The following is a 20,427-nucleotide window of genomic DNA, read 5'->3' on the forward strand; positions in this document are numbered from 1 at the left end:
TACGCAAGATGAAAAGGCAATAGAAACCTCTATTACCTTTAAGATTATATCATACAAGCCTATTTTTTTCTTGTCAAAAGTGACCCGGCCAATAAAAAAGTTGGAATCGCCGACATTCCGACAATCAGGAGCCAGTCTGCCATTAAAATCGGAACCGTATGGAAAATCGGCTGCAGCGGCGGATAATAAATAACGACAAGCATTAAAAGAATCGAAGACAATACTGCGCCGAGCAAATAAATGTTTTCAAACGGATTGCGGTCAAAGATAGACCGCTCGCTCCGGCAGTCGAACACATGGATCAGCTGTGCAAGGACGAGCGTTGCAAAAGCGACCGTCTGAGCATACTCAAGCGCTTCCGGGTTGCGATTGTAAATGAACATAAACGCCCCGAGTGTGGCAATTCCGATTAAAAAGCCGCGCGATACGACCTTCCAGCCGAGCCCCCTTGCAAACACGCCTTCTTTCGGACTTCGCGGCTTCCTCTGCATCACATCGTCTTCAGGCTGATCCATGCCGAGCGCCATGGCAGGCAGGCCGTCCGTCACAAGGTTGACCCATAGAATCTGTATCGGAACAAGCGGCAGCGGCAGAGCGAGCAGCATCGCAAACAGCATGACCAAAATTTCGCCGACATTGGATGCGAGCAAATATCTGATGAACTTTCTAATATTTTCATAGATATTGCGTCCTTCCTTGATGGCCGATTTAATCGTCGCAAAATTATCATCGACAAGAATGAGCGATGATGCCTCCTTGGCGACATCCGTTCCCGTAATTCCCATCGAAATGCCGATATCCGCCTGTTTAATCGCAGGGGCATCATTGACTCCGTCTCCAGTCATGGCGACGATGTGGCCGTTTTCCTGGTAGGCGGTCACGATCTTCAGCTTATGTTCAGGCGACACCCTTGCAAACACGTAAACATCGTCAACAATTTCCGCCAATTCTTCCTGCGAGAGCTCGTTCAGCATCTGGCCGTCCATGACCTTTCCGCGCGGCGGCAATAACCCGAGATCTTTTGCGATGGCTGTTGCCGTTATTACATGATCGCCGGTGATCATCACTGTTTTGATCCCCGCTTCCCGGCACTCTTTAATCGCTGTTTTCACTTCGGGCCGCGGCGGATCGATCATCCCTAACAGTCCGATGAAAGTTAAGCCTGACTCCGCTTTTTCGAGCGAGAGATTTTCTGTTTCTTTGATTGGTTTATACGCGACAGCAATCGTCCTCAGCGCTTGGGACGCAAGTGTTTCCAGCGCCGCGCTTGTTTCGGCGAGCCTTGCCTTTGTGAAGATTTCGCGCTTTTCGTCTGTCAGCGTATGCGACGAACGCTTCATCAATACATCAGGCGCGCCCTTTGTGATGACAAAGCGCTTGCCGCTCTTATCTTCCGCAATGACAGACATCATTTTCCGCGTCGAATCAAACGGAAACTCCTCGATGATTTTAAAATGTTCGTCAACATATCTGTCCGTAAAACCCGCTTTTCGAGCTGCCGTCAGCAAAGCGCCTTCGGTGGGATCGCCGTCAAGACGAAACTCCCCGTCTTTTTCGATAATCGAAGATGAATTGCATAATGCGCCGAACAGAAGGACCTGTTGGAGCGGTTTATGATGCCTGGCTTGCACGTCGCGCCCGTTCATGGTGAAGGAGCCTTCGGGTTCGTAGCCGATCCCTGACACGTTCCACGTTTTCCCGCCTGACCAGACATGAGTGACCGTCATTTTGTTCTGCGTCATCGTCCCGGTTTTATCGGAGCAAATTATGGACGCGCAGCCGAGCGTCTCAACCGCGGGGAGCTTTCTGACGATCGACTTTTGCCTGATCATCCGCTGTACGCCGAGAGACAGAGCGACCGTGACAATGGCCGGCAGCCCTTCAGGTATGGCAGCGACGGCAAGGGAAACGCCCGCTAAAAACATGCTGTAAAGGTCATGCCCCTGGATGACTCCGGCAGCAACGACAAGCAGCGTCAGGAACAAAGCGGCGACAATCAAAATTTTGCCGAGCTCTTCAAGCCTTCTTTGCAGCGGGGTCGCCGTATTCCCGGCAGATTCGAGCATATCGGCGATTTTTCCCATCGCAGAGTTCATTCCCGTGCCGATAACGACGCCGGTGCCGCTCCCCCTTGTGACCAATGTTCCCATGAAAGCCATATTCTTCAGATCGCCCAGCGATACGTCGGACGCCTGAAAAGCTTCTGCCTGTTTAGACACGGGAAGCGATTCACCCGTAAGAGCCGATTCTTCTATTTCAAGGCTCTTTGTCTCGACAAGCCTGAGATCGGCGCCGATTCTGTCTCCGCTTGCAAAACGGACAACATCTCCCGGAACGAGCTCTTTGGAAGGGATCTTTACCCATTCCCCCTCCCGGAGCACAGCCACTTGAGGAGCCGACAGTTCCTTCAAAGCCTCGAGCGATCTTTCCGCCCGTCTCTCCTGAAAGAAGCCGAGAATGCCGTTTACAAAGATGATCGCAATGATCGCGATGGCGTCAATATACTCCCCGAGGAAACCAGAGATCAACGTGGCCGCAAGCAAAACAAGAACCATGAAGTCCTTGAATTGAGAAAAAAACAGTGCGATCGCCGATGTTTTTTCCCCTTCCTGAAGTTCGTTTGTTCCGTGTCTTTCCAGCCGCTTTTCGGCCTCTTTTTCTGTTAAACCTTTGCCGATGGACGTTTTTGTTATGTTTAACAATTCGGTTTGTCCCATCTCGTGCCATTTCATTGAATCGTCCACTCCTCCTGCCCTAAAGGTTGCTCTTGGTATATCCATCTCTATAAGTCAATTTATTCAGACTCGTCCCAAATCATGCTATAATTATTGAATAGACGCTTTACGAAGAGGATTAACGAGAAAAGGGAGTTTTTCATATGTCTTTTGACGGCATTTTTACATACGGAATGATCGAAGAATTAAATGAAACGATTCGAGGCGGACGAATCGCAAAAATCCACCAGCCGTTTAAGCACGAGCTGGTGTTTCATATCAGAGCGAACGGGCAGAACCGCAAATTGCTGCTCTCCGCCCACCCGAGTTATGCGCGGGTTCACCTGACAAACGAAACCTATGACAACCCGAGCACCCCTCCGATGTTCTGCATGCTCCTCCGGAAGCATCTGGAAGGCGGCTTTATCGACCGAGTCGAGCAAGTCGGCATGGACAGAATGATGGTCTTTCATATCAGGAGCCGGAACGAAATCGGCGACACGCTGACAAGAAAGCTGATGGTTGAAATCATGGGAAGGCACAGCAACATCGTGTTAACCGACGGAGAAAAAGATGTCATCATCGACAGTTTGAAGCACCTGTCACCTTCGGTGAACAGCTACCGCACCGTGCTTCCGGGATACGATTACATTCTCCCTCCCGCCCAGAACAAATTGTCACCGCTGGAAGCGGAAACTGAAGATATTCTCCGCCATTTGAATTTCCAGGAAGGCAAACTGGACAGGCAGATCGTCGATACCTTTTCCGGCGTCTCGCCTCTGTTTGCGAAAGAAGCCGTCTTTCGCGCGGGCCTTGCCAACAGGGCGACACTGCCAAACGTCTTGACAGAGATGTTCAGCGAAATCAAAAACCGGCGTTTTCAGCCCCAGCTTATCACGACAGAAGATGGAAAAGAATATTTTTACCTTCTTGAGCTGACCCATATAAAAGGCGATAACAAACCCTTTCATACGCTGAGCGAACTTCTTGACCGCTACTATTTCGGAAAAGCGGAGCGAGACCGCGTCAAACAGCAGGCTCATGATTTAGAGCGTTTCGCGGCAAACGAAAAGAAAAAGAACGAAAACAAAATCAAAAAGCTGAAAAAAACGCTTGAGCAGTCCGAACACGCGAAGGATTTTCAGCTGTACGGAGAGCTGTTGACAGCGAACCTGTACCAGCTGAAAAAAGGAGACAAAGCGGCGAGAGTCATCAACTACTATGATGAAAACGGCGGAGAAATCACGATACCGCTCAATCCGAATAAAACGCCTTCCGAAAACGCGCAAAGCTATTTTACAAAATATCAAAAAGCGAAAAATTCGGTGGAAGTCGTGAAGGAGCAGATCAGATTAGCAGAAGAGGAAATCGCTTATTTCGACCAGCTGATTCAGCAGCTTTCGTCTGCCTCTCCGAAAGATATAACCGAAATCCGCGAAGAGCTCGCCGAAGGAAAGTATTTGCGGGCCAAACAGCAAGGAGGCCAGAAAAAACAGAAGAAACAGGCGCCGACGCTCGAAACATACGAATCCAGCGCAGGAGAAACGATTCTCGTCGGCAAAAACAACAAGCAGAACGAATATTTGACGATGAAACTTGCCGCCCGCGACCACATCTGGCTTCACACGAAAGATATTCCGGGGTCGCACGTCGTCATCCAATCGAGCGATCCGGACGAGCAAACCATCCTTGAAGCAGCGCAGATCGCTGCCTATTACAGCAAAGCGAAAAACTCGGCTTCGGTTCCTGTCGACTATACAAAAATACGCCATGTCAAAAAGCCGAATGGCGCAAAGCCCGGTTTTGTCACCTACGACAGCCAGCAAACCGTTTTTGTAACACCTGACGAAGACTTGATCATCAAGCTGAAAAAATAATGCTAAAAGGCCTGAACCTCACTGGTTCAGGCCTCTTCTTTTACGGAGAAGCTCGTCGATCTCTTGGACAAGCTCATCATCGATCAAATCTTCAATCTGTCCGGCCAGTTTGATCGTGTGACGCGGGCTGGCTCCGTTTGTCGAGACGGATATGGTGATGTTTCCTCTGTTGATTATTTTCGGAACATATACATTTCCAAGCTCCGCTTCACTCGCAACATTAACAAGCTGATCAGGAGCAGCTGATGCGGCGATCCGCTTGTTCACCTCGTGATCATCGGTCGCGAGAATGATCAGAAATGCATCCTTGAAATCGCCGGGTTCCGCTTTTTTCTTCTTCCATTCGATGCCGTGCTCTTTGATCAATCCGAGCATCTCTTCTGATGCTTCGGGGCTGATGACGGTTGCAGACGCACGTTCTGCCAGCACCGTTTTCAGACGCCGCGCCGCGATCTCCCCCCCGCCTGCAATGACTGCGGATTTGCCTTTGATGTTAATGTGAAGCGGCAGCATCTGATGCTCCTGTAAAATCAAAGCGGCCGGCTTTGTTGATAACCGCTTCCTCAACGCGGTGCAAAAAGGCGTTTTTCACATGAGGGTGGAAGCCGAGGTAATCCGTCAGCACGACGTCCGGATTGGTTTCTTTCAGCTTGGCGGTTTCCCTTTCAATCTCGTTCATCAGCATACCGGTAAACAGCAAATACGGTACGATAAATGTCGTTTTTCCGTCCCGTTCTTTAAGCTGTTTAAACACATCCAGATAGTGCGGTTCACAGGCTGTCATAAAGCAGGGAATGACCTCGTCAACGGGCGCGAGGTCTCTCAGCCGCTCGCAAATGTCATTGACATCCCGTTTGACATCCGGATCAGAGCTCCCCCTTCCGATCACCACGACTCTTGCATGTTCATATGGCGTCCCCGTTTCTTCGATCCTTGTAAAAACCGCTTTGACGACTTCCTGATCGACGCCGATCGGCTTTCCGTAAGTGACGCTGACGGAAGGATACTGCGAAGAAGCGCGGGCAAGCTCCTCAGGGATGTCCCTTTTGGCATGCGCGGCTGTCAAGAGGAGAAGCGGCACAGCCGCGATATGCGTCGCGCCCTTTTCCACACACGCTTTAAAACCGGTTTCGATATCCGGTGCCGCCAGTTCCAAAAAAGAAATTTCCTGAATGGGGGCGGACATGGTTTCTTTGCAGCTCTCCAAAAAAGCGGCTGCCTCTGTTTGAGCTCTTTTCAGACGGCTCCCGTGGCCGATATATAAAATCGCTTGTTTCATATTAAAGCGCCTCGCTTAATGCCGGATCTTTCAGCTCGGGTTCAAACCAGCTTAACTGTGAGCTGAATTGAACGACATCCCCGATGACAATCAGGCTCGGGTTTTCAATTTTTTCGCTTTCGACTGTACCTGCAAGCGTTTCAACCGTGCAAAGCACCGTTTTTTGTTTGTCCGTCGTTCCCCAATGAATGAAAGCGGCAGGGGTAGACGGATCTCTGCCGTTTTCGATCAGAAGCCTTTCAATTTGCTTCACGTTTTTAATCCCCATATAAATGACAAGCGTATCGATCCCTGTGGCTAGCGCTTTCCACTTCTCTTCAAAATGTTCATCTTTTTGATAATGTCCTGTCACGAAAGCGACGTTTGAACTCGCTTCCCGGTGTGTCACTGGAATGCCCGCATAAGCAGCGGCGGCAATCCCCGAGGTGATTCCCGGCACGATTTCATAAGCAACTCCGTGTTCAGCGAGGGTTTGCGCTTCCTCGCCGCCTCTGCCGAATACGAAAGGATCGCCGCCTTTCAGCCTGACAACGATTTTCCCTTTTTTCGCATACTTGACGAGAAAATGATTGATCGTTTCCTGCTTCATCATGTGGTAGTCCGGAAGCTTTCCGCAGTAGATGAGATCCGCTCCCTCCTTGGCGTGCTGTAAAATCTGTTTATTCACAAGCCTGTCATACAAAATGACATCGGCTGTCTGGATGGCTTTTAAAGCTTTGATCGTCAGTAAATCGGGGTCTCCAGGACCTGCCCCAACGATATATACTTTCCCCATCTTAGATCTCCCCCCGATCTGATCAACGTCTTCTTCAATCATTATAAATCATAAAGAAAGCGTTTGGTGCCTGAAAATATCACAAAAACCAAACGTTTTCTTTATGAAATAGGAAAGTGCATGTGCAGCACTTTCCTATTTCACCCGCATTTTATTTCGTTTGATCTTTCACGTATTGGACGAGCTGATTTTTGCACTCTTCCCGATTATGTGCGCCTGTATCAAGGACTAGCTCAGGCGTTTCAGGCTCTTCATAAGGCGAATCGATCCCCGTGAAAAATGGAATTTCTCCGTTTCTCGCTTTTTTATACAAGCCTTTCGGGTCGCGCTCCTCGCACGTCGCCAAATCGCATTTCACATAGACTTCATGAAACTCATCTTCCTCGACGAGCTGTCTGACAAGCCCGCGGTCTTCTTTAAAAGGGGAAATGAACGCCGTAATGACGATCGTCCCCTGTTCGACAAAGAGCTTCGCGACCTCGCCGATCCGGCGGATGTTTTCCTTCCGGTCTTCATCGGAAAACCCGAGGTCCTTGTTCAGTCCGTGCCTGACGTTGTCGCCGTCGAGCACCGTGACCTGGTAGCCTTGTTCAAACAACTCACGCGCTGCGGCATTGGCAATTGTTGATTTTCCTGAACCGCTCAAGCCCGTCAGCCAAACGATCGAGCTTTTATGTTTATTTTTCTCATGATATTCCCGTTTTGTAATGGACGCTTCATGCCAAACAATATCTTTATTTACCAAGAGATGCTCCCCCTTAAGAAACCCCGGCCGTTAAGCCTTTGATTAATGTTTGAATGACTTCTGGACGGCTGAATGTGCTCGGCGGGAACTCGCCGTTTCTCAGCATGCCCCTCACCTTTGTACCGGACAAAATGACATGATGTTCTTTGCTGTGAGGGCACGTTTTCGCCGTAGCCATTGAACCGCAGACATTGCAGTAGAAGCTGTGTTCGAATTTCAGCGGCGTAATGCCGATCTCTTCCGGCGCGAACTGATCGAACAGTTCCTGCGCTTCATATGTGCCGTAGTAATCGCCGACTCCGGCATGGTCTCTTCCGACGATAAAATGCGTACATCCGTAGTTCTTTCTGACAAGCGCATGGAAGATTGCTTCCTTCGGCCCCGCATAGCGCATCGCCGCCGGAAAAACGCCGAGAAAGACGCGGTCTTTTGGATAGTAGCCGTCAAGCAGCACCTGATAGCTTTCCATGCGGACATCAGCCGGAATATCGTCTGATTTTGTTTCCCCGACGAGCGGATTGAGGAAAAGACCGTCTACTGTCTCGAGCGCCGTTTTTTGAATGTATTCGTGCGCTCTGTGAACCGGATTTCTCGTCTGGAATCCGACGATCGTTTTCCAGCCGAGTTCTGCGAATTTTTTTCTTGTTTCCAAAGGTTCGAATGTGTGGGCCGGGAATTGCTTTACGCTCCGTTTAATGAGAGTGATCGGCCCGCCCACATAAACGCTGCCGCGGTCAAACAATTTTTTGACGCCCGGATGCTCGAGTTCGTCGGTTTTATAGATATTGACGGCTTCCGTTTTCTTGTCCGGCGTATAGATGTCTTCGATCTCGATGACGCCGTATGTTTCCCCATTATAGGTGAGGCGGACGGTGTCCCCCGCTTTTAAGCTTGAAGCTTTTTGCTCGTCAACAGGCAGAGCGATCGGAAGCGTCCATACTTCGCCGCTTGACAGTCTCATATTTTCGACAACGGACAGATAGTCTTTCTCTGTCATAAAGCCTTGGATCGGGCTGTACGCACCGATTCCGATCAGCTCCAAATCTGAAAAAGCCATTAAATCCAGTTCTATTTCCTGTGCGATATGTTGAAAATCGTATGCTTCATTGACGCGGTTAACCAATACACCGCCGTGTGGTGCTAAACTCATAAACTTGTTTCCCCCTACTTTGTGTTTAAATTCCTCCGCCTTGTTCATGGACGGAGCTGTGCTCTTTTTTGACTGCTCTCATCAGGCTGATCGTCCCGACAGATGCCAGAAGGACGCTTGTGACGACGATGAGAGCATAATAGTCTCCTTTTAATAAAAGGCTGACCAGCATATAAGACAGGCTTAATGAAAGGAACGGCGAGACGACCCATACTTTCAGCATCGTTTTGACCACTTGTTTATGAAAGACATTGCCGCCGTTTTTTGCCATTCCCATCCCTATAATAGAAGATGATGTGACTTGCGCAAGCGGAACCGGCAAACCGAAAATCGAACTGATGATGACAAGCCCGGCTCCTGTTCCGGAAAGGATGATCCCCTCTCCTTTTGAAAATTTCGTTATTTTTTTGCCGTTTGTTTCAAGAACGCGCCTGCCCAGTAAAAGGGCGCCCAGCGCGACAAACAGTCCGCCGTAGAGCGTTCCTTCCCCGACTGTCAAAACATGCGCCGCCACCAGAGGTCCGACAGCATTTGCGACATTGTTCATGCCTGCTGAGAAGGCTTCAAAAAACCCGGTGATCAACAGAATGACCGCCAAAACCTTTGCTTTCTTTCCCGAGGCTGGACGTTTGATCGTTTTTTTCATGATGTTTGCCATCGCAAATGTAAAGGTAAAAGCGACGATTGGTACAACGACCCAAAATGAGACGATGACAAGCAAAGATTTCACATATAAAACCTGGTAAGCGACACCTACTCCGACAACAGATCCGACCGTCACTTCACTTGTCGAAAGCGGGATGCCGAGTACATTTGCGATAAAGAGCGACAGTGCCGCCGAGCCGATAATAATGCAGACGATTTCAAGCGAAATCACCCGTTCGGGAATGATGCCTGAGCTGATCGTTTTCACGACGTTTCCTCCGCCGATGACGGCGCCCGAGAGAACGCCTGCTGCACAGATTATTAGTGCGTGAAACTTCTTTTTGACGGCTTCAGATCCATAGGCGATTCCCATTGAAGCAGCTGCACCGCTCGCTCCGATATTCATCGCAAAAAACATGCTAAATAAAATGGCGGCAAGTTCCATGACTCATCTCCTTACTCGTGTAATCCGCATTCTGTTTTAGCCGATCCGTTCCAGCGGCCTGATCGAAGATCATCCATTGTAAAGGCCGGAGAGGTGCACGGAGCGCAGCCGATGCTCGGGTAGCCTTGATCATGAAGCGGATTGTACGGGAGATCGTGCTTTGTCACATATCTCCAAATATCCTTCCACGTCCAATGAATGAGCGGACAAACTTTGATAGACTTGAATTTTTCATCTTTGTTCAAAAAATTCGTTTTGCTCCGCCCGGGCGATTGCTCGCGGCGCAGGCCCGACAGCCACGCCGGGTAGCCTGAAAGCGTCTCGCGGAGAGGAATGACCTTCCTCATTTCACAGCAGGAATTCGGAGCGGTCTTCCATAGTTCGTCCCCATATTCTTTCGCCTGCTCTTCGACGGTAAGCTCCGGTGTTTTCATGATAATCTGAAGGCCTGGATATCGTTCTTTGACAGCGTCGATCGTTTCATACGTTTCTTTAAAATGAAATCCCGTATCAAGGAAAACGATGACCGCATCTTTTTTCACCTTATAAATCAAATCGATCAGGACGATTCCCTCAATTCCGAAGCTGCACGCATATACAAGCTGATTTCCGTAATGTCCGTATGCCCATTTCAAGACGGACAGCGCTCCTTTATAAGAGTCATCTTCCTGAAAAGAGATATTTGGTTCTTCCCATGTGCTGTAAGTAAAAATTTTCGGTTCCCCCTTTTTTCGCCAACAAAAAAACGGCTTCCAGCAGAAAAAAACTGTGAAAACCGCCTCTAGTTTGTCTAGTCAGCTATTTCAATCTTATTTTTTCATTTTTTTCGATTTGAATGACTTTGCCGTCCTGAACAACGAATGTGATCGATCCGTAATTCATGTCTTTCAGCATGTCTTTCATTTTGATGATCACCTTTTCAAGCTGTTCATCTGTCTTCACTTCTAGCTCCTCCTCTGCCCCTAAAAATTAAAATCTTTCTTCCAAATTTGAAAGAAAGACGAGGAACTCCGCTATTCCTTATCTCTCAAAATGAGGGCATTTTGCTGGAAGTAGCACCTTACGCTTCACACGCAGGTTGCCGGGTTTCATCGGACCAGTCCCTCCACCGCTCTTGATAAGTTTGCTTTTGTTATTTTAAAATTTTAGCACAATTCGAACAAAAGTCAACCCGACTTTTTTTATAGGATTAATAAAAAATAAAAATAATCCGATTTTACTATTTTTAAATCTGTAAAAAGACGCAAAAAAAGCCGTTCTCCCATTAGGAGAATACGGCTTTTATCATTAATCCATCCAAGACTTGCTTTCAGGATCCGCCTTCCATTCTTTCAGTTTGGCGGCATCCTGTTCGCTGATATATCCGCCGGCAAGCGCAGCCTCTGTCAATGTATCGTAATCAGTCAGCGTACGGTATTCAACGCCCGCTTCGCTGAAGGCGGCGGCAGCTTTAGGAAGCCCGTAAGTGAAAATGGCGGCGACACCGAGCACTTCACATCCCGCCTCTGTGAGAGCGGCTGCCGCTTCAAGGACGCTTCCTCCCGTTGAAATTAAATCTTCAATTACAACGACTTTTTGTCCTTTTACAACAGCGCCTTCAATTTGGTTTCCTTTGCCGTGCGCCTTCGGTTTGCTTCTGACGTAGCACATCGGCAGGCTCAGCCTGTCGGCGGCAAGCGCGGCATGGGGGATTCCTGCAGTTGCCGTACCGGCGATCATTTCGGCTCCGGGAAACTTGTCTTGAATCAGTCCGGCAAGCCCTGAAGCTATATCATCCCTTACTTCCGGATATGAAAGCGTCAAACGATTGTCGCAGTAGATGGGCGACAAGATGCCGCTCGCCCATGTAAACGGCTCGTTCGGGCGCAGGAAAACCGCTTTGATTCTTAATAAATGGTTTGCAATGTCTGTTTTCATGCCTTGGTTCCCTCCCACTCATGTCCTATTCTTCTGTAGGCTGACACAGGATCTTCCGCCTGTGTAATCGAACGGCCGACAACGATCGCCGACACGCCTTTTTCCCTTGCGTAGCCAGGCGTCGCCACCCGGACCTGGTCGTTGTTTTTGTCATCCGCCATGCGAATTCCGGGTGTCACGGTCAGAAAATCTAAAGACGCGGCCCGGTAAATGTGTTCGGCTTCATGGACGGAGCAGACGACACCGTCAAGTCCGCTTTCTTTAGCCAACTTGCTGTAGTGAACAACTGTATCGAGAAGCGGCGTTTCAATCAGCAGCTCTTGCTGAAGCATTTCTGAAGACGTGCTTGTCAGCTGGGTCACAGCAATTAATGAAGGGCGTTTTCGGCCTGCCGGAGTCCCCGCTTCAAGGCCTTCAAGCGCCGACTCCATCATTTGCTTTCCGCCTGCTGCGTGCACATTGACAAGGCTGACGCCAAACCCCGCCAGCCTTTTCATCGCCTTGTATACGGTCGTTGGAATGTCGTGGCATTTTAGATCAAGGAAAATGCGGCAGCCGCGCTCCTGTAACTTTTCAAGGATGGCCGGCCCTTCCTGATAAAAAAGCTCCATGCCCACCTTCACGAAAAGCTCTTCTCCATGAAACCGGTCCAAAAACGCATATGTTTCCTGTGCTGATGCAAAATCAAGCGCGATGATGGGCGGCGTATGTTTCATCCTTCCAGCTCCTTCCGATACACTCGTTCAACGAACGGTATCCGTATTTTTCTAAAACGCGCGGCAAATCGGCGATGATTTCGGGACAAACAAACGGATTAACAAAGTTTGCGGTGCCGACGGCGACTGCGCTCGCACCCGCCAGCAAAAACTCAAGCACATCTTCCGCTGACTGGACACCGCCCATGCCGATGATCGGAATGCTGACTTTTTGGCTGACTTCATGCACCATTCTGATGGCCACCGGTTTAACAGCAGGGCCTGATAATCCGCCGGTTTTGTTCGCCAAGATCGGCTTTCCCGTTTTTAAGTCGAGCCGCATCCCGATCAGGGTGTTGATCATCGTCAAACCGTCCGCTCCCGCTTCTTCTATGGCAAGAGCGATGTCGGTAATATTCGCGACATTCGGCGACAGCTTCACATAGACGGGAACGCTCGCAACCTCTTTCACCGCTTTCGTCAGCTCACTGGCCATTTCCGGCTGCGTACCGAAGGCGATCCCTCCCGTTTTCACGTTAGGACAGGAAATATTCAGCTCGAGCGCATGAACATTCGGCGCTTTGCTGATTTCTTCAGCCACTTCAACATAATCGTCGATCTGCGAGCCGGCGACATTGGCGATAATCGGTGTATCGAACTGTTCGAGCCACGGCAATTCGTGTTCCATGACAGCCTCTAAACCCGGATTTTGCAGACCGATGGCATTAAGCATGCCGGCTTGCGTCTCGGCGACGCGCGGCGTCGGATTCCCGAAGCGCGGTTCGCTCGTCGTCGCTTTAATCATGATCGCACCGAGACGTGAAAGATCGTAAAAGTTCGCAAATTCTCTCCCGAATCCGAAGCAGCCTGAAGCCGGCATGATCGGATTTTTCAATTGAAGGCCCGGCAAATTGACTTCTAGCATCATAACAGCACCTCCTGGGCTTTGAAAACAGGACCGTCAAGGCATACCTTCACATAAGATGTTTCGCTTTCTTCCGTATGGCAGACACAGGCAAAGCAAGCGCCGATCCCGCATCCCATGCGCTCTTCCATTGACAGATAAACCTCTTTATCCGGATAGCGCTGTTTTAAAGCTTTCAGCATCGGCGTCGGTCCGCAGGCCATTATGCAGTCAAACTGAAGCCCCTCGTTTTCAATGACATCTGTAACAAATCCCTTTGAACCTCGGGTGCCGTCTGCGGTTGCCACATACACACGCCCGAAACGGCTGAATTCCTGTTCGTAAAAGACGTCTTTTGCAGAAGCAAATCCTAACACATGGATCGCGTGCACCCCTCTATTTGTCAGCTGTTTGCTCAGCTCGTAAAGCGGCGGAACACCGATCCCCCCTCCGACAAGAAGAGCCGTTTTCCCCGGTTCAAGCGATTCAGCCGGAAAACCGTTGCCGAGCGGACCAAGGACATCGATCTGATCTCCTTCCTGTTTTAAAGACAGGAGACTCGTGCCTTCCCCATCCTTGCGAAAGATGATGGTCACCTGCCGGGCAGCTCTGTTGATGTCGGCGATGCTGATCGGCCGCCTCAAAAGCGGCGTGAGGGAATCTGAGACCTTGATGTGAAGAAACTGGCCGGGAGCGCCGCAAACTTCGGCAATCTCCCCTTCCAGTACCATTTGATAAATATGATCCGCGATACACTTGTTTGAACGGACTGTCATATACCCTTTTCTCATCTGACGGCCGCCTTTTGCTCAATTCTAATCGCCGGCATATGATCGGCGCGGAAGCTCATGCTTTCAAGCACCCGCAAAATCGCTTCCGCCGTATCAAGGGATGTCAGGCAGGCAACGCCGTTTTCAACGGATTCGCGTCTGATTCTGAAGCCGTCCCTTGCCGGCTGCTTCCCTTTTGTCAGCGTATTGACGACGAACTGCGCTTCCCCGTTTCGAATGACATCAAGGAGATTTGTGCCTTCTTCGCCGATTTTCCCGACGGTTTTAACAGGTACGGATGCGTCTCTTAAATAGCCGGCCGTTCCTTCCGTAGCCAATATTTTATAGCCGATCGCATGGAACCGCTTGGCGATCAATAGACCTTCCTCTTTATCTTTATCAGCAACTGTCAGGAGAACAGAGCCGTAATTCGGAATTTGGATGCCTGAAGCGATCAGTCCTTTGTACAGCGCTTTTTCCAAAGTACTGTCTTTGCCCATGACTTCCCCGGTCGATTTCATTTCCGGTCCGAGCGTGATATCCACTCTCCTCAGCTTTGCAAACGAGAAGACCGGCACTTTCACATATACGCCTTCCTGCTCTTTTTGAAGGCCTTCAGTATAGCCCATATCGGCAAGCTTCCCGCCGAGAATCACTTTTGTTGCGAGATTGGCCATCGGAATGCCGGTGATTTTGCTGAGAAACGGCACCGTGCGGCTCGATCTCGGGTTGACTTCAAGGACGTAAACCTCATCTTTTGAAAGGACAAACTGAATGTTGAGCAGGCCGACGATGTTTAAGCCTTTTGCAAGCTTAATCGTGTATGCTTCAATCTTTTTCTTGATGTCCTCTGAAAGGGATTGCGGCGGGTAAACGGCAATCGAATCCCCTGAGTGGACGCCGGCCCGTTCAATGTGCTCCATAATCCCCGGAATGACGACCGTTTCACCGTCAGAAATCGCATCCACTTCAATTTCCTTTCCGGTCAAATATTTATCGATCAAGACAGGGTGCTGCGGATTGATTTTCACTGCATTCTTCATATAATGGAGAAGCTCTGTTTCATGGTAGACGATCTCCATCGCACGCCCCCCAAGTACATACGATGGGCGGACAAGCACCGGATAGCCGATGTTGGCTGCGATTTCAACAGCGCCTTCCACAGATGTCGCCGTTTTTCCGAGCGGCTGAGGCACATGCAGCGTTTCAAGCGTCTGTTCGAACTTGTCGCGGTCCTCGGCGCGGTCCAAATCCTCAAGGGATGTTCCAAGAATGGCGACGCCCCGCTCCGCGAGCTCGTCGGCAAGGTTGATCGCAGTCTGTCCGCCAAACTGAACGACGACGCCTTTCGGCTGCTCCAAATCGATGATATGCATGACATCTTCAACAGTAAGCGGCTCAAAGTAGAGCTTGTCGGAGATGCTGAAGTCTGTTGAAACCGTCTCAGGATTGTTGTTAATAATGATTGCTTCATAGCCGGCTTCTTTGATCGCCCAAACCGAATGCACAGTCGCATAATCGAATTCGACCCCCTGGCCGATCCGGATCGGGCCGGAGCCAAGAACGATAACGCTGTTTTTGTCTGTTCTGACCGATTCGTTTTCCTCTTCATATGTGCTGTAGAAATAAGGTGTCTCCGATTCAAATTCGGCCGCACATGTATCAACCATTTTATAAACAGGCGTGATGCCTGTTTCTTTTCTAAGATCATAAAGCTTTCTTTCAGGCATCTCCCAGAGAAGGCTGATGAAGCGGTCTGAAAAACCGAGCTCTTTCGCTTCTTTCAAAAGACCCAGGTCACCGCGCCCGGCTTTCAGCTTTTCTTCAAAGCGAATGATTCCCTCAAGCTTGTGCAGGAAGAACAGGTCAATTGCCGAAAATTCGTGGAGATCGCTGACCGTGTATCCTCTTCTAAACGCTTCGGCCAAGTAAAAGAGACGTTCGTCTCCCGCTTTTTTAATCCGTTTTTCAAGCACTTCATTCGAGATCTCACCGGCATCTTTCAGCTCCAGGTGATAGACATCCGCTTCAAGAGAACGGACCGCTTTCAGGAGAGATTCCTCCCACGTTCTTCCGATCGCCATCACTTCGCCTGTCGCTTTCATCTGCGTGCCGAGCTTGCGGTTTGCCGATTCGAATTTATCAAACGGCCAGCGCGGTATTTTTGAAACGACATAGTCGAGTGCAGGTTCGAAAGACGCGTACGTTTTTCCTGTCACAGGATTCATCATTTCGTCAAGAGACAAACCGACGGCAATTTTAGCGGCAAGCTTTGCGATCGGATAGCCAGTCGCTTTTGAGGCAAGCGCTGATGAACGGCTGACCCGCGGGTTTACCTCGATGATGTAGTACTGAAAGCTGTCCGGGTCAAGCGCCAGCTGAACATTACAGCCGCCTTCGATTTCAAGCGCGCGGATGATTTTCAGCGATACATTGCGAAGCATTTGGTATTCGCGGTCGCTCAGCGTCTGGCTCGGCGCTACAACGATGCTGTCCCCGGTATGAATCCCGACCGGATCGATGTTTTCCATATTGCAGACGACGATCGCGTGATCGCTCGAGTCTCTCATGACTTCATACTCGATTTCTTTGTAGCCGGCGATGCTCTTTTCAAGCAGACATTGGTGAACCGGGCTCATTTTTAAGCCGTTTTCAACAATTTCCTTCAGCTCGTCTTCGTTTGAGCAGATGCCTCCGCCTGTTCCGCCGAGCGTGTATGCCGGCCGGACGATGACGGGGAAGCCGATGCGCTCGACGAACTCGCGCGCTTCCTCGAGCGAGTGGATAATCTCGCTTTCCGGAACCGGTTCATTCAACTCATTCATCAGGCTTCTGAACAAGTCGCGGTCCTCCGCTTGTTGGATCGCAGCCAATTTCGTGCCGAGCACTTCAACACCGCACTCAGCCAGGATGCCGTGCTCGGACAGTTCGACCGCCAAGTTGAGGCCCGTCTGCCCGCCCAATGTCGGCAAAATGGCGTCCGGCCGCTCTTTGCGGATGATACGTGTTAAGAATTCAAGCGTCAGCGGTTCGATATATACGCGGTCGGCCATTTCCGTATCCGTCATGATCGTCGCCGGATTCGAGTTGACGAGAATGACTTCATAGCCTTCTTCTTTTAAAGCGAGGCAGGCCTGTGTACCCGCATAATCAAATTCCGCCGCCTGCCCGATAATAATCGGCCCTGATCCGATCACCAAAATCTTTTTGATATCTACGCGTTTAGGCATACCGCTTCCCCTTCTTTCTCTGTGGTTTCAATCATGTGTAAAAATTGATCAAATAAATGGTTGGCGTCTTCCGGTCCCGGTGAAGCTTCCGGATGGTATTGAACCGTGAAAGCCGGTTCGTGTTTATGTTTAAGCCCTTCGATTGTGTCGTCATTAATCGCCACATGCGTCACTTCAAGCGGCGTGTTTTCAACGGTCGATACGGTATAGCCGTGGTTTTGAGCCGTAATTGATACTCTTCCGGTTGCAAGCTCTTTAACCGGATGGTTGGAACCGCGGTGTCCGAATTTCATTTTCGCCGTCTTTGCTCCGCAGGCGAGGGCAAACAGCTGATGGCCGAGACAGATGCCGAACAATGGAACCTTGCCGAGAATGTTTTGAATCATGGCAATTGCTTCGGGTACGTCCGTTGGATCTCCGGGTCCGTTTGACAGCATTACGCCGTCAGGCTTCAGCTGCATCACTTCTTCTGCCGTTACATTGTGAGGAACGACGATCACATCGCATTTGCGCTTGTTCAGCTCTCTTAAGATGCCGTGCTTCATTCCGAAATCGACAAGCACGATTCGCTTCCCCCTCCCAGGGCTCGGATATGCCGTTTTTGTTGAAACTTGGCTGACCTGATCGGTCGGAAGGTTCGTTTCTTTCAGCTTTTGAACCAAAGCCTCAGCATCTTCTTTCGGGCCGGCAAAAACCCCTTTCAGCGTACCTGCCGTTCTGATCATTCTTGTCAGCTTTCTCGTGTCAATTCCCGAGAGTCCCGGGATGTTTTTCATTTTTAAATATTCATCAAGGGTATAAGCAGAGCGCCAGTTTGACGGAAGTTGACATAACTCTTTTACGATAAACCCTTTCACATAAGGGGTGATAGATTCAAAGTCGTCTCTGTTGATTCCGTAGTTCCCGATCAGCGGGTAGGTCAGTGTGACAATTTGTCCGCAGTATGACGGGTCTGAGAGGATTTCTTGATAGCCTGTCATCCCCGTGTTGAAGACGACTTCTCCCATGGTGTTTTCCAGGCTGCCGAAAGCTTCCCCTTCAAAAATTGTTCCGTTTTCTAGTACAAGACGTCTTTTCATTTTACAAGTCTCCCCTCTTGGTAAACGAGTTTTCCCTTTGCCATTGTCATAACCGGCCAGCCGAAGCAGCTGATGCCGTCAAACGGCGTGTTTTTCCCTTTAGAAAGAAAGGTGTTTTTATCAATTTTTTCTTCGCGTTCAAGATCTATCAGCGTAATATCCGCGGACCGCCCGGCTTCAAGCTTACCGTAAGGAAGTCCGAACGCCTCGCAAGGTTTGACCGTCATATAATCGAGGAGCTGTTTCAGCGTCCAGTTTCCCGTTTTGACAAAGTGCGTATAAAGAAGCGGAAAAGCCGTCTCCAAGCCGACAATCCCAAATGGCGCCAGGCTCATTGTCTGTTGTTTTTCATCTTCTGTATGAGGGGCATGATCCGTAGCGATAAAATCGATTGTTCCGTCTGTAAGCCCCTCAAGGAGCGCTTCTCTGTCTTCCGGACTTCTGAGCGGCGGATTCATTTTATAATTTGTATCAAGACCGGGAATGTCGCTGTCTGAAAGGAGCAGATGGTGAGGCGTCACTTCCGCTGTCACACGGATTCCCGCTTTTTTGGCGTCGCGGACGACCCTGACCGATTCCTTCGTGCTGATATGACAGACATGGTAATGGCAGCCTGCCGCTTCGGCCAGAAGAACGTCCCTTGCGATGTGAACGGCTTCGCATATCGAAGGAATCCCGTTTAAACCGTTGGCTTTGGCAAATTTCCCATCGTGGACACTGCCGCCGTAGATCAGTGAATTGTCTTCACAGTGGGCAACAATTGCTTTATCGATCGAAGCCGCTTTTTTCATCGCTTCATACATCATCCCCGCCGTTTGAACGCCGACGCCGTCATCAGTAAACGCAAACGCACCTGCGTCTTTCAGCCCTTCGAAGTCGGTCATTTCCTGACCTGTTTGTCTGATGGTGATGGAAGCGTACGGCAGCACTCTGACAGATGCCGTTTCGTCAATGCGGTTGACGAGCCACTCCATCTGCTCTTTCGTATCGGGGACAGGCCGCGTATTCGGCATTGCGGCGACAGTTGTAAACCCGCCTCTTGCCGCGGCTTTTGCACCTGTTTCGATCGTTTCTTTCTTCTCGCCGCCCGGCTCTCTGAAGTGAACGTGAAGGTCAACAAGCCCCGGCGAGACGAAAAGCCCATCCGCATTGATGACCGTTTCTCCCAAAGCGGCCTCAAGGCTTCCGATTTCGCTGATTGCATCGCCTTCAACCCTGATGTCGCACTGTACTTTTTCACCTTTTTCGTCGAGTATGAAGCCGTTTTTAATTAAATAAGACATAAGCCTGATCTCCCCTTTTTTTGTTTTCGCCGTTTAGAAGCGCTCTTTTTAAAACCGCCATTCTGATATATACACCGTTTTCCATTTGTTTGAAAATTCTCGACTGAGTGGATTCGACCAGCGCACTGTCAATCTCGACGCCTCTGTTAACAGGCGCAGGATGCATGATGACCGCGTCTTTTTTCAGGAGCTCCGCCCGCTTCAGCGACAGTCCAAAAGTTTCAAGATAATCGCGTTCTGCCGCCTTTTTCTCATGACGTTCGTGCTGAATTCGGAGAAGCATCACGACATCCGAACTTGCGACCGCTTCATCAGGCGACACATATGTCCCGTAAGGATTGTTGTCATCCCGCCATTCTTCCGGACCTGAGAAAAGAACCTTTGCTCCGAGCCTTGTCAGCACTTCGGCATTCGATCTTGCCACTCTGCTGTGTTTGATATCTCCGTGTATGGATACCGTCAGTCCGGCAAATCCGCCCCATTCCTCGTAAATCGTCAGCAAATCGAGCAAAGATTGAGTGGGATGCTGACCGCAGCCGTCTCCGGCATTGATCACCGGAATGCCGACATGTCCGATAAGTTCATCGTAATAATGATCCTGAGAGTGTCTGATCACACATACATCAGCGCCGATGGATTCGAGTGTCTTGACGGTATCGTACAACGATTCTCCTTTTTGTACGCTTGTTGAAACACCGTCCAGGTTCAGCACATTCATGCCGAGTTTCTTTTCAGCCACTTCGAAGCTGAAGCGCGTTCTTGTGCTCGGTTCAAAAAACAGATTGGCAGCAAACTTTCCGGAGAGGACGGAATCGAATTTCCTTTTTTTCAGCTCTCTCGCCTCTTCAATCAGCTCGTGAATATCCTCAAGACTAAGCTCATTCATTGCGGTCAAGTGTTTCATTTTTTCTCCCCCTCA

At 49.8% G+C, this 20,427-nt stretch carries 18 protein-coding genes and 1 riboswitch; of the genes, 1 reads left to right on the forward strand and 17 read right to left on the reverse strand.

Features of this window, described 5'->3' with window-relative positions; all coding sequences use genetic code 11:
* Window positions 1-59 precede the first annotated feature (59 nt).
* Window positions 60-2,732 carry a calcium-translocating P-type ATPase, SERCA-type gene (locus tag M1E06_RS12920; protein ID WP_035338801.1) on the reverse strand — a complete coding sequence of 891 codons (2,673 nt, stop codon included), beginning with the start codon at window positions 2,730-2,732 and terminating at the stop codon, window positions 60-62.
* Window positions 2,733-2,878: 146 nt separating this feature from the next.
* Here M1E06_RS12920 and M1E06_RS12925 point away from each other — a divergent pair, with 146 nt between their 5' ends.
* Window positions 2,879-4,591 (forward strand): Rqc2 family fibronectin-binding protein, encoded by a 1,713-nt coding sequence (locus tag M1E06_RS12925; protein ID WP_020451341.1) that lies wholly within the window; start codon window positions 2,879-2,881, stop codon window positions 4,589-4,591.
* An 18-nt stretch (window positions 4,592-4,609) separates the two neighbouring features.
* On the opposite strand, the gene M1E06_RS12930 is transcribed toward M1E06_RS12925, so the two are convergent.
* From M1E06_RS12930 to M1E06_RS13005, 16 genes are all read right to left on the reverse strand, one after another.
* The gene (locus M1E06_RS12930; protein WP_025811372.1) at window positions 4,610-5,104 is read right to left on the reverse strand and encodes a precorrin-2 dehydrogenase/sirohydrochlorin ferrochelatase family protein; all 495 of its coding nucleotides are present in this window, start codon (window positions 5,102-5,104) and stop codon (window positions 4,610-4,612) included.
* Entirely contained in the window at window positions 5,085-5,870 is a 786-nt protein-coding gene (locus tag M1E06_RS12935) for a sirohydrochlorin chelatase (protein WP_026579745.1), read from the reverse strand. Before M1E06_RS12935 ends, M1E06_RS12930 begins: the two co-directional genes overlap by 20 nt.
* A gap of 1 nt (window position 5,871) precedes the next feature.
* Entirely contained in the window at window positions 5,872-6,645 is a 774-nt protein-coding gene (gene cobA, locus M1E06_RS12940) for a uroporphyrinogen-III C-methyltransferase (RefSeq protein WP_020451338.1), read from the reverse strand.
* 151 nt (window positions 6,646-6,796) lie between these two features.
* A complete protein-coding gene (gene cysC / locus M1E06_RS12945; protein WP_020451337.1) occupies window positions 6,797-7,390 on the reverse strand; it encodes an adenylyl-sulfate kinase in 594 nt (197 codons plus the stop codon).
* 13 nt (window positions 7,391-7,403) lie between these two features.
* Window positions 7,404-8,540: a sulfate adenylyltransferase gene (gene sat, locus M1E06_RS12950; RefSeq protein WP_020451336.1), complete on the reverse strand. Its 1,137-nt coding sequence runs from the start codon at window positions 8,538-8,540 to the stop codon at window positions 7,404-7,406.
* Between the two features lie 25 nt (window positions 8,541-8,565).
* Window positions 8,566-9,630, reverse strand: coding sequence for an inorganic phosphate transporter (locus tag M1E06_RS12955; protein WP_020451335.1), 1,065 nt, complete (start codon window positions 9,628-9,630; stop codon window positions 8,566-8,568).
* Window positions 9,631-9,641: 11 nt separating this feature from the next.
* Window positions 9,642-10,343, reverse strand: coding sequence for a phosphoadenylyl-sulfate reductase (locus M1E06_RS12960; protein WP_023857233.1), 702 nt, complete (start codon window positions 10,341-10,343; stop codon window positions 9,642-9,644).
* 85 nt (window positions 10,344-10,428) lie between these two features.
* Window positions 10,429-10,545 carry a YezD family protein gene (locus M1E06_RS12965; protein ID WP_369878884.1) on the reverse strand — a complete coding sequence of 39 codons (117 nt, stop codon included), beginning with the start codon at window positions 10,543-10,545 and terminating at the stop codon, window positions 10,429-10,431.
* A 102-nt stretch (window positions 10,546-10,647) separates the two neighbouring features.
* A riboswitch (SAM riboswitch) is annotated at window positions 10,648-10,754 on the reverse strand.
* Between the two features lie 163 nt (window positions 10,755-10,917).
* Window positions 10,918-11,547, reverse strand: coding sequence for an orotate phosphoribosyltransferase (gene pyrE, locus M1E06_RS12970; RefSeq protein ID WP_020451333.1), 630 nt, complete (start codon window positions 11,545-11,547; stop codon window positions 10,918-10,920).
* The gene (gene pyrF / locus M1E06_RS12975) at window positions 11,544-12,263 is read right to left on the reverse strand and encodes an orotidine-5'-phosphate decarboxylase (protein WP_020451332.1); all 720 of its coding nucleotides are present in this window, start codon (window positions 12,261-12,263) and stop codon (window positions 11,544-11,546) included. Before pyrF ends, pyrE begins: the two co-directional genes overlap by 4 nt.
* Window positions 12,232-13,167 (reverse strand): dihydroorotate dehydrogenase, encoded by a 936-nt coding sequence (locus M1E06_RS12980; RefSeq protein WP_023857235.1) that lies wholly within the window; start codon window positions 13,165-13,167, stop codon window positions 12,232-12,234. Before M1E06_RS12980 ends, pyrF begins: the two co-directional genes overlap by 32 nt.
* Window positions 13,167-13,937: a dihydroorotate dehydrogenase electron transfer subunit gene (locus M1E06_RS12985; protein ID WP_023857236.1), complete on the reverse strand. Its 771-nt coding sequence runs from the start codon at window positions 13,935-13,937 to the stop codon at window positions 13,167-13,169. The genes M1E06_RS12980 and M1E06_RS12985 overlap by 1 nt, the downstream gene beginning before the upstream one ends.
* Window positions 13,934-17,146: a carbamoyl-phosphate synthase large subunit gene (carB, locus tag M1E06_RS12990; RefSeq protein WP_020451329.1), complete on the reverse strand. Its 3,213-nt coding sequence runs from the start codon at window positions 17,144-17,146 to the stop codon at window positions 13,934-13,936. The genes M1E06_RS12985 and carB overlap by 4 nt, the downstream gene beginning before the upstream one ends.
* On the reverse strand, window positions 17,131-18,225 hold the full coding sequence (locus tag M1E06_RS12995) for a carbamoyl phosphate synthase small subunit (RefSeq protein WP_043054306.1): 1,095 nt from the start codon (window positions 18,223-18,225) through the stop codon (window positions 17,131-17,133). Before M1E06_RS12995 ends, carB begins: the two co-directional genes overlap by 16 nt.
* The gene (locus tag M1E06_RS13000) at window positions 18,222-19,508 is read right to left on the reverse strand and encodes a dihydroorotase (RefSeq protein ID WP_020451327.1); all 1,287 of its coding nucleotides are present in this window, start codon (window positions 19,506-19,508) and stop codon (window positions 18,222-18,224) included. The genes M1E06_RS12995 and M1E06_RS13000 overlap by 4 nt, the downstream gene beginning before the upstream one ends.
* The gene (locus M1E06_RS13005) at window positions 19,492-20,412 is read right to left on the reverse strand and encodes an aspartate carbamoyltransferase catalytic subunit (RefSeq protein WP_020451326.1); all 921 of its coding nucleotides are present in this window, start codon (window positions 20,410-20,412) and stop codon (window positions 19,492-19,494) included. Before M1E06_RS13005 ends, M1E06_RS13000 begins: the two co-directional genes overlap by 17 nt.
* Between the last annotated feature and the right edge of the window lie 15 nt (window positions 20,413-20,427).

The organism is Bacillus sp. AK124 (assembly GCF_053903085.1).

What these genes read in the sequence shown, in the direction of transcription:
- M1E06_RS12920 (WP_035338801.1), bottom strand. Translation starts at nt 2,732, where the DNA reads ATGAAATGGCACGAGATGGGACAAACCGAATTGTTAAACATAACAAAA.
- M1E06_RS12925 (WP_020451341.1), top strand. Translation starts at nt 2,879, where the DNA reads ATGTCTTTTGACGGCATTTTTACATACGGAATGATCGAAGAATTAAAT.
- M1E06_RS12930 (WP_025811372.1), bottom strand. Translation starts at nt 5,104, where the DNA reads ATGCTGCCGCTTCACATTAACATCAAAGGCAAATCCGCAGTCATTGCA.
- M1E06_RS12935 (WP_026579745.1), bottom strand. Translation starts at nt 5,870, where the DNA reads ATGAAACAAGCGATTTTATATATCGGCCACGGGAGCCGTCTGAAAAGA.
- cobA (WP_020451338.1), bottom strand. Translation starts at nt 6,645, where the DNA reads ATGGGGAAAGTATATATCGTTGGGGCAGGTCCTGGAGACCCCGATTTA.
- sat (WP_020451336.1), bottom strand. Translation starts at nt 8,540, where the DNA reads ATGAGTTTAGCACCACACGGCGGTGTATTGGTTAACCGCGTCAATGAA.
- M1E06_RS12955 (WP_020451335.1), bottom strand. Translation starts at nt 9,630, where the DNA reads ATGGAACTTGCCGCCATTTTATTTAGCATGTTTTTTGCGATGAATATC.
- pyrE (WP_020451333.1), bottom strand. Translation starts at nt 11,547, where the DNA reads ATGAAAACAGACATTGCAAACCATTTATTAAGAATCAAAGCGGTTTTC.
- pyrF (WP_020451332.1), bottom strand. Translation starts at nt 12,263, where the DNA reads ATGAAACATACGCCGCCCATCATCGCGCTTGATTTTGCATCAGCACAG.
- M1E06_RS12980 (WP_023857235.1), bottom strand. Translation starts at nt 13,167, where the DNA reads ATGCTAGAAGTCAATTTGCCGGGCCTTCAATTGAAAAATCCGATCATG.
- M1E06_RS12985 (WP_023857236.1), bottom strand. Translation starts at nt 13,937, where the DNA reads ATGAGAAAAGGGTATATGACAGTCCGTTCAAACAAGTGTATCGCGGAT.
- carB (WP_020451329.1), bottom strand. Translation starts at nt 17,146, where the DNA reads ATGCCTAAACGCGTAGATATCAAAAAGATTTTGGTGATCGGATCAGGG.
- M1E06_RS12995 (WP_043054306.1), bottom strand. Translation starts at nt 18,225, where the DNA reads ATGAAAAGACGTCTTGTACTAGAAAACGGAACAATTTTTGAAGGGGAA.
- M1E06_RS13000 (WP_020451327.1), bottom strand. Translation starts at nt 19,508, where the DNA reads ATGTCTTATTTAATTAAAAACGGCTTCATACTCGACGAAAAAGGTGAA.
- M1E06_RS13005 (WP_020451326.1), bottom strand. Translation starts at nt 20,412, where the DNA reads ATGAAACACTTGACCGCAATGAATGAGCTTAGTCTTGAGGATATTCAC.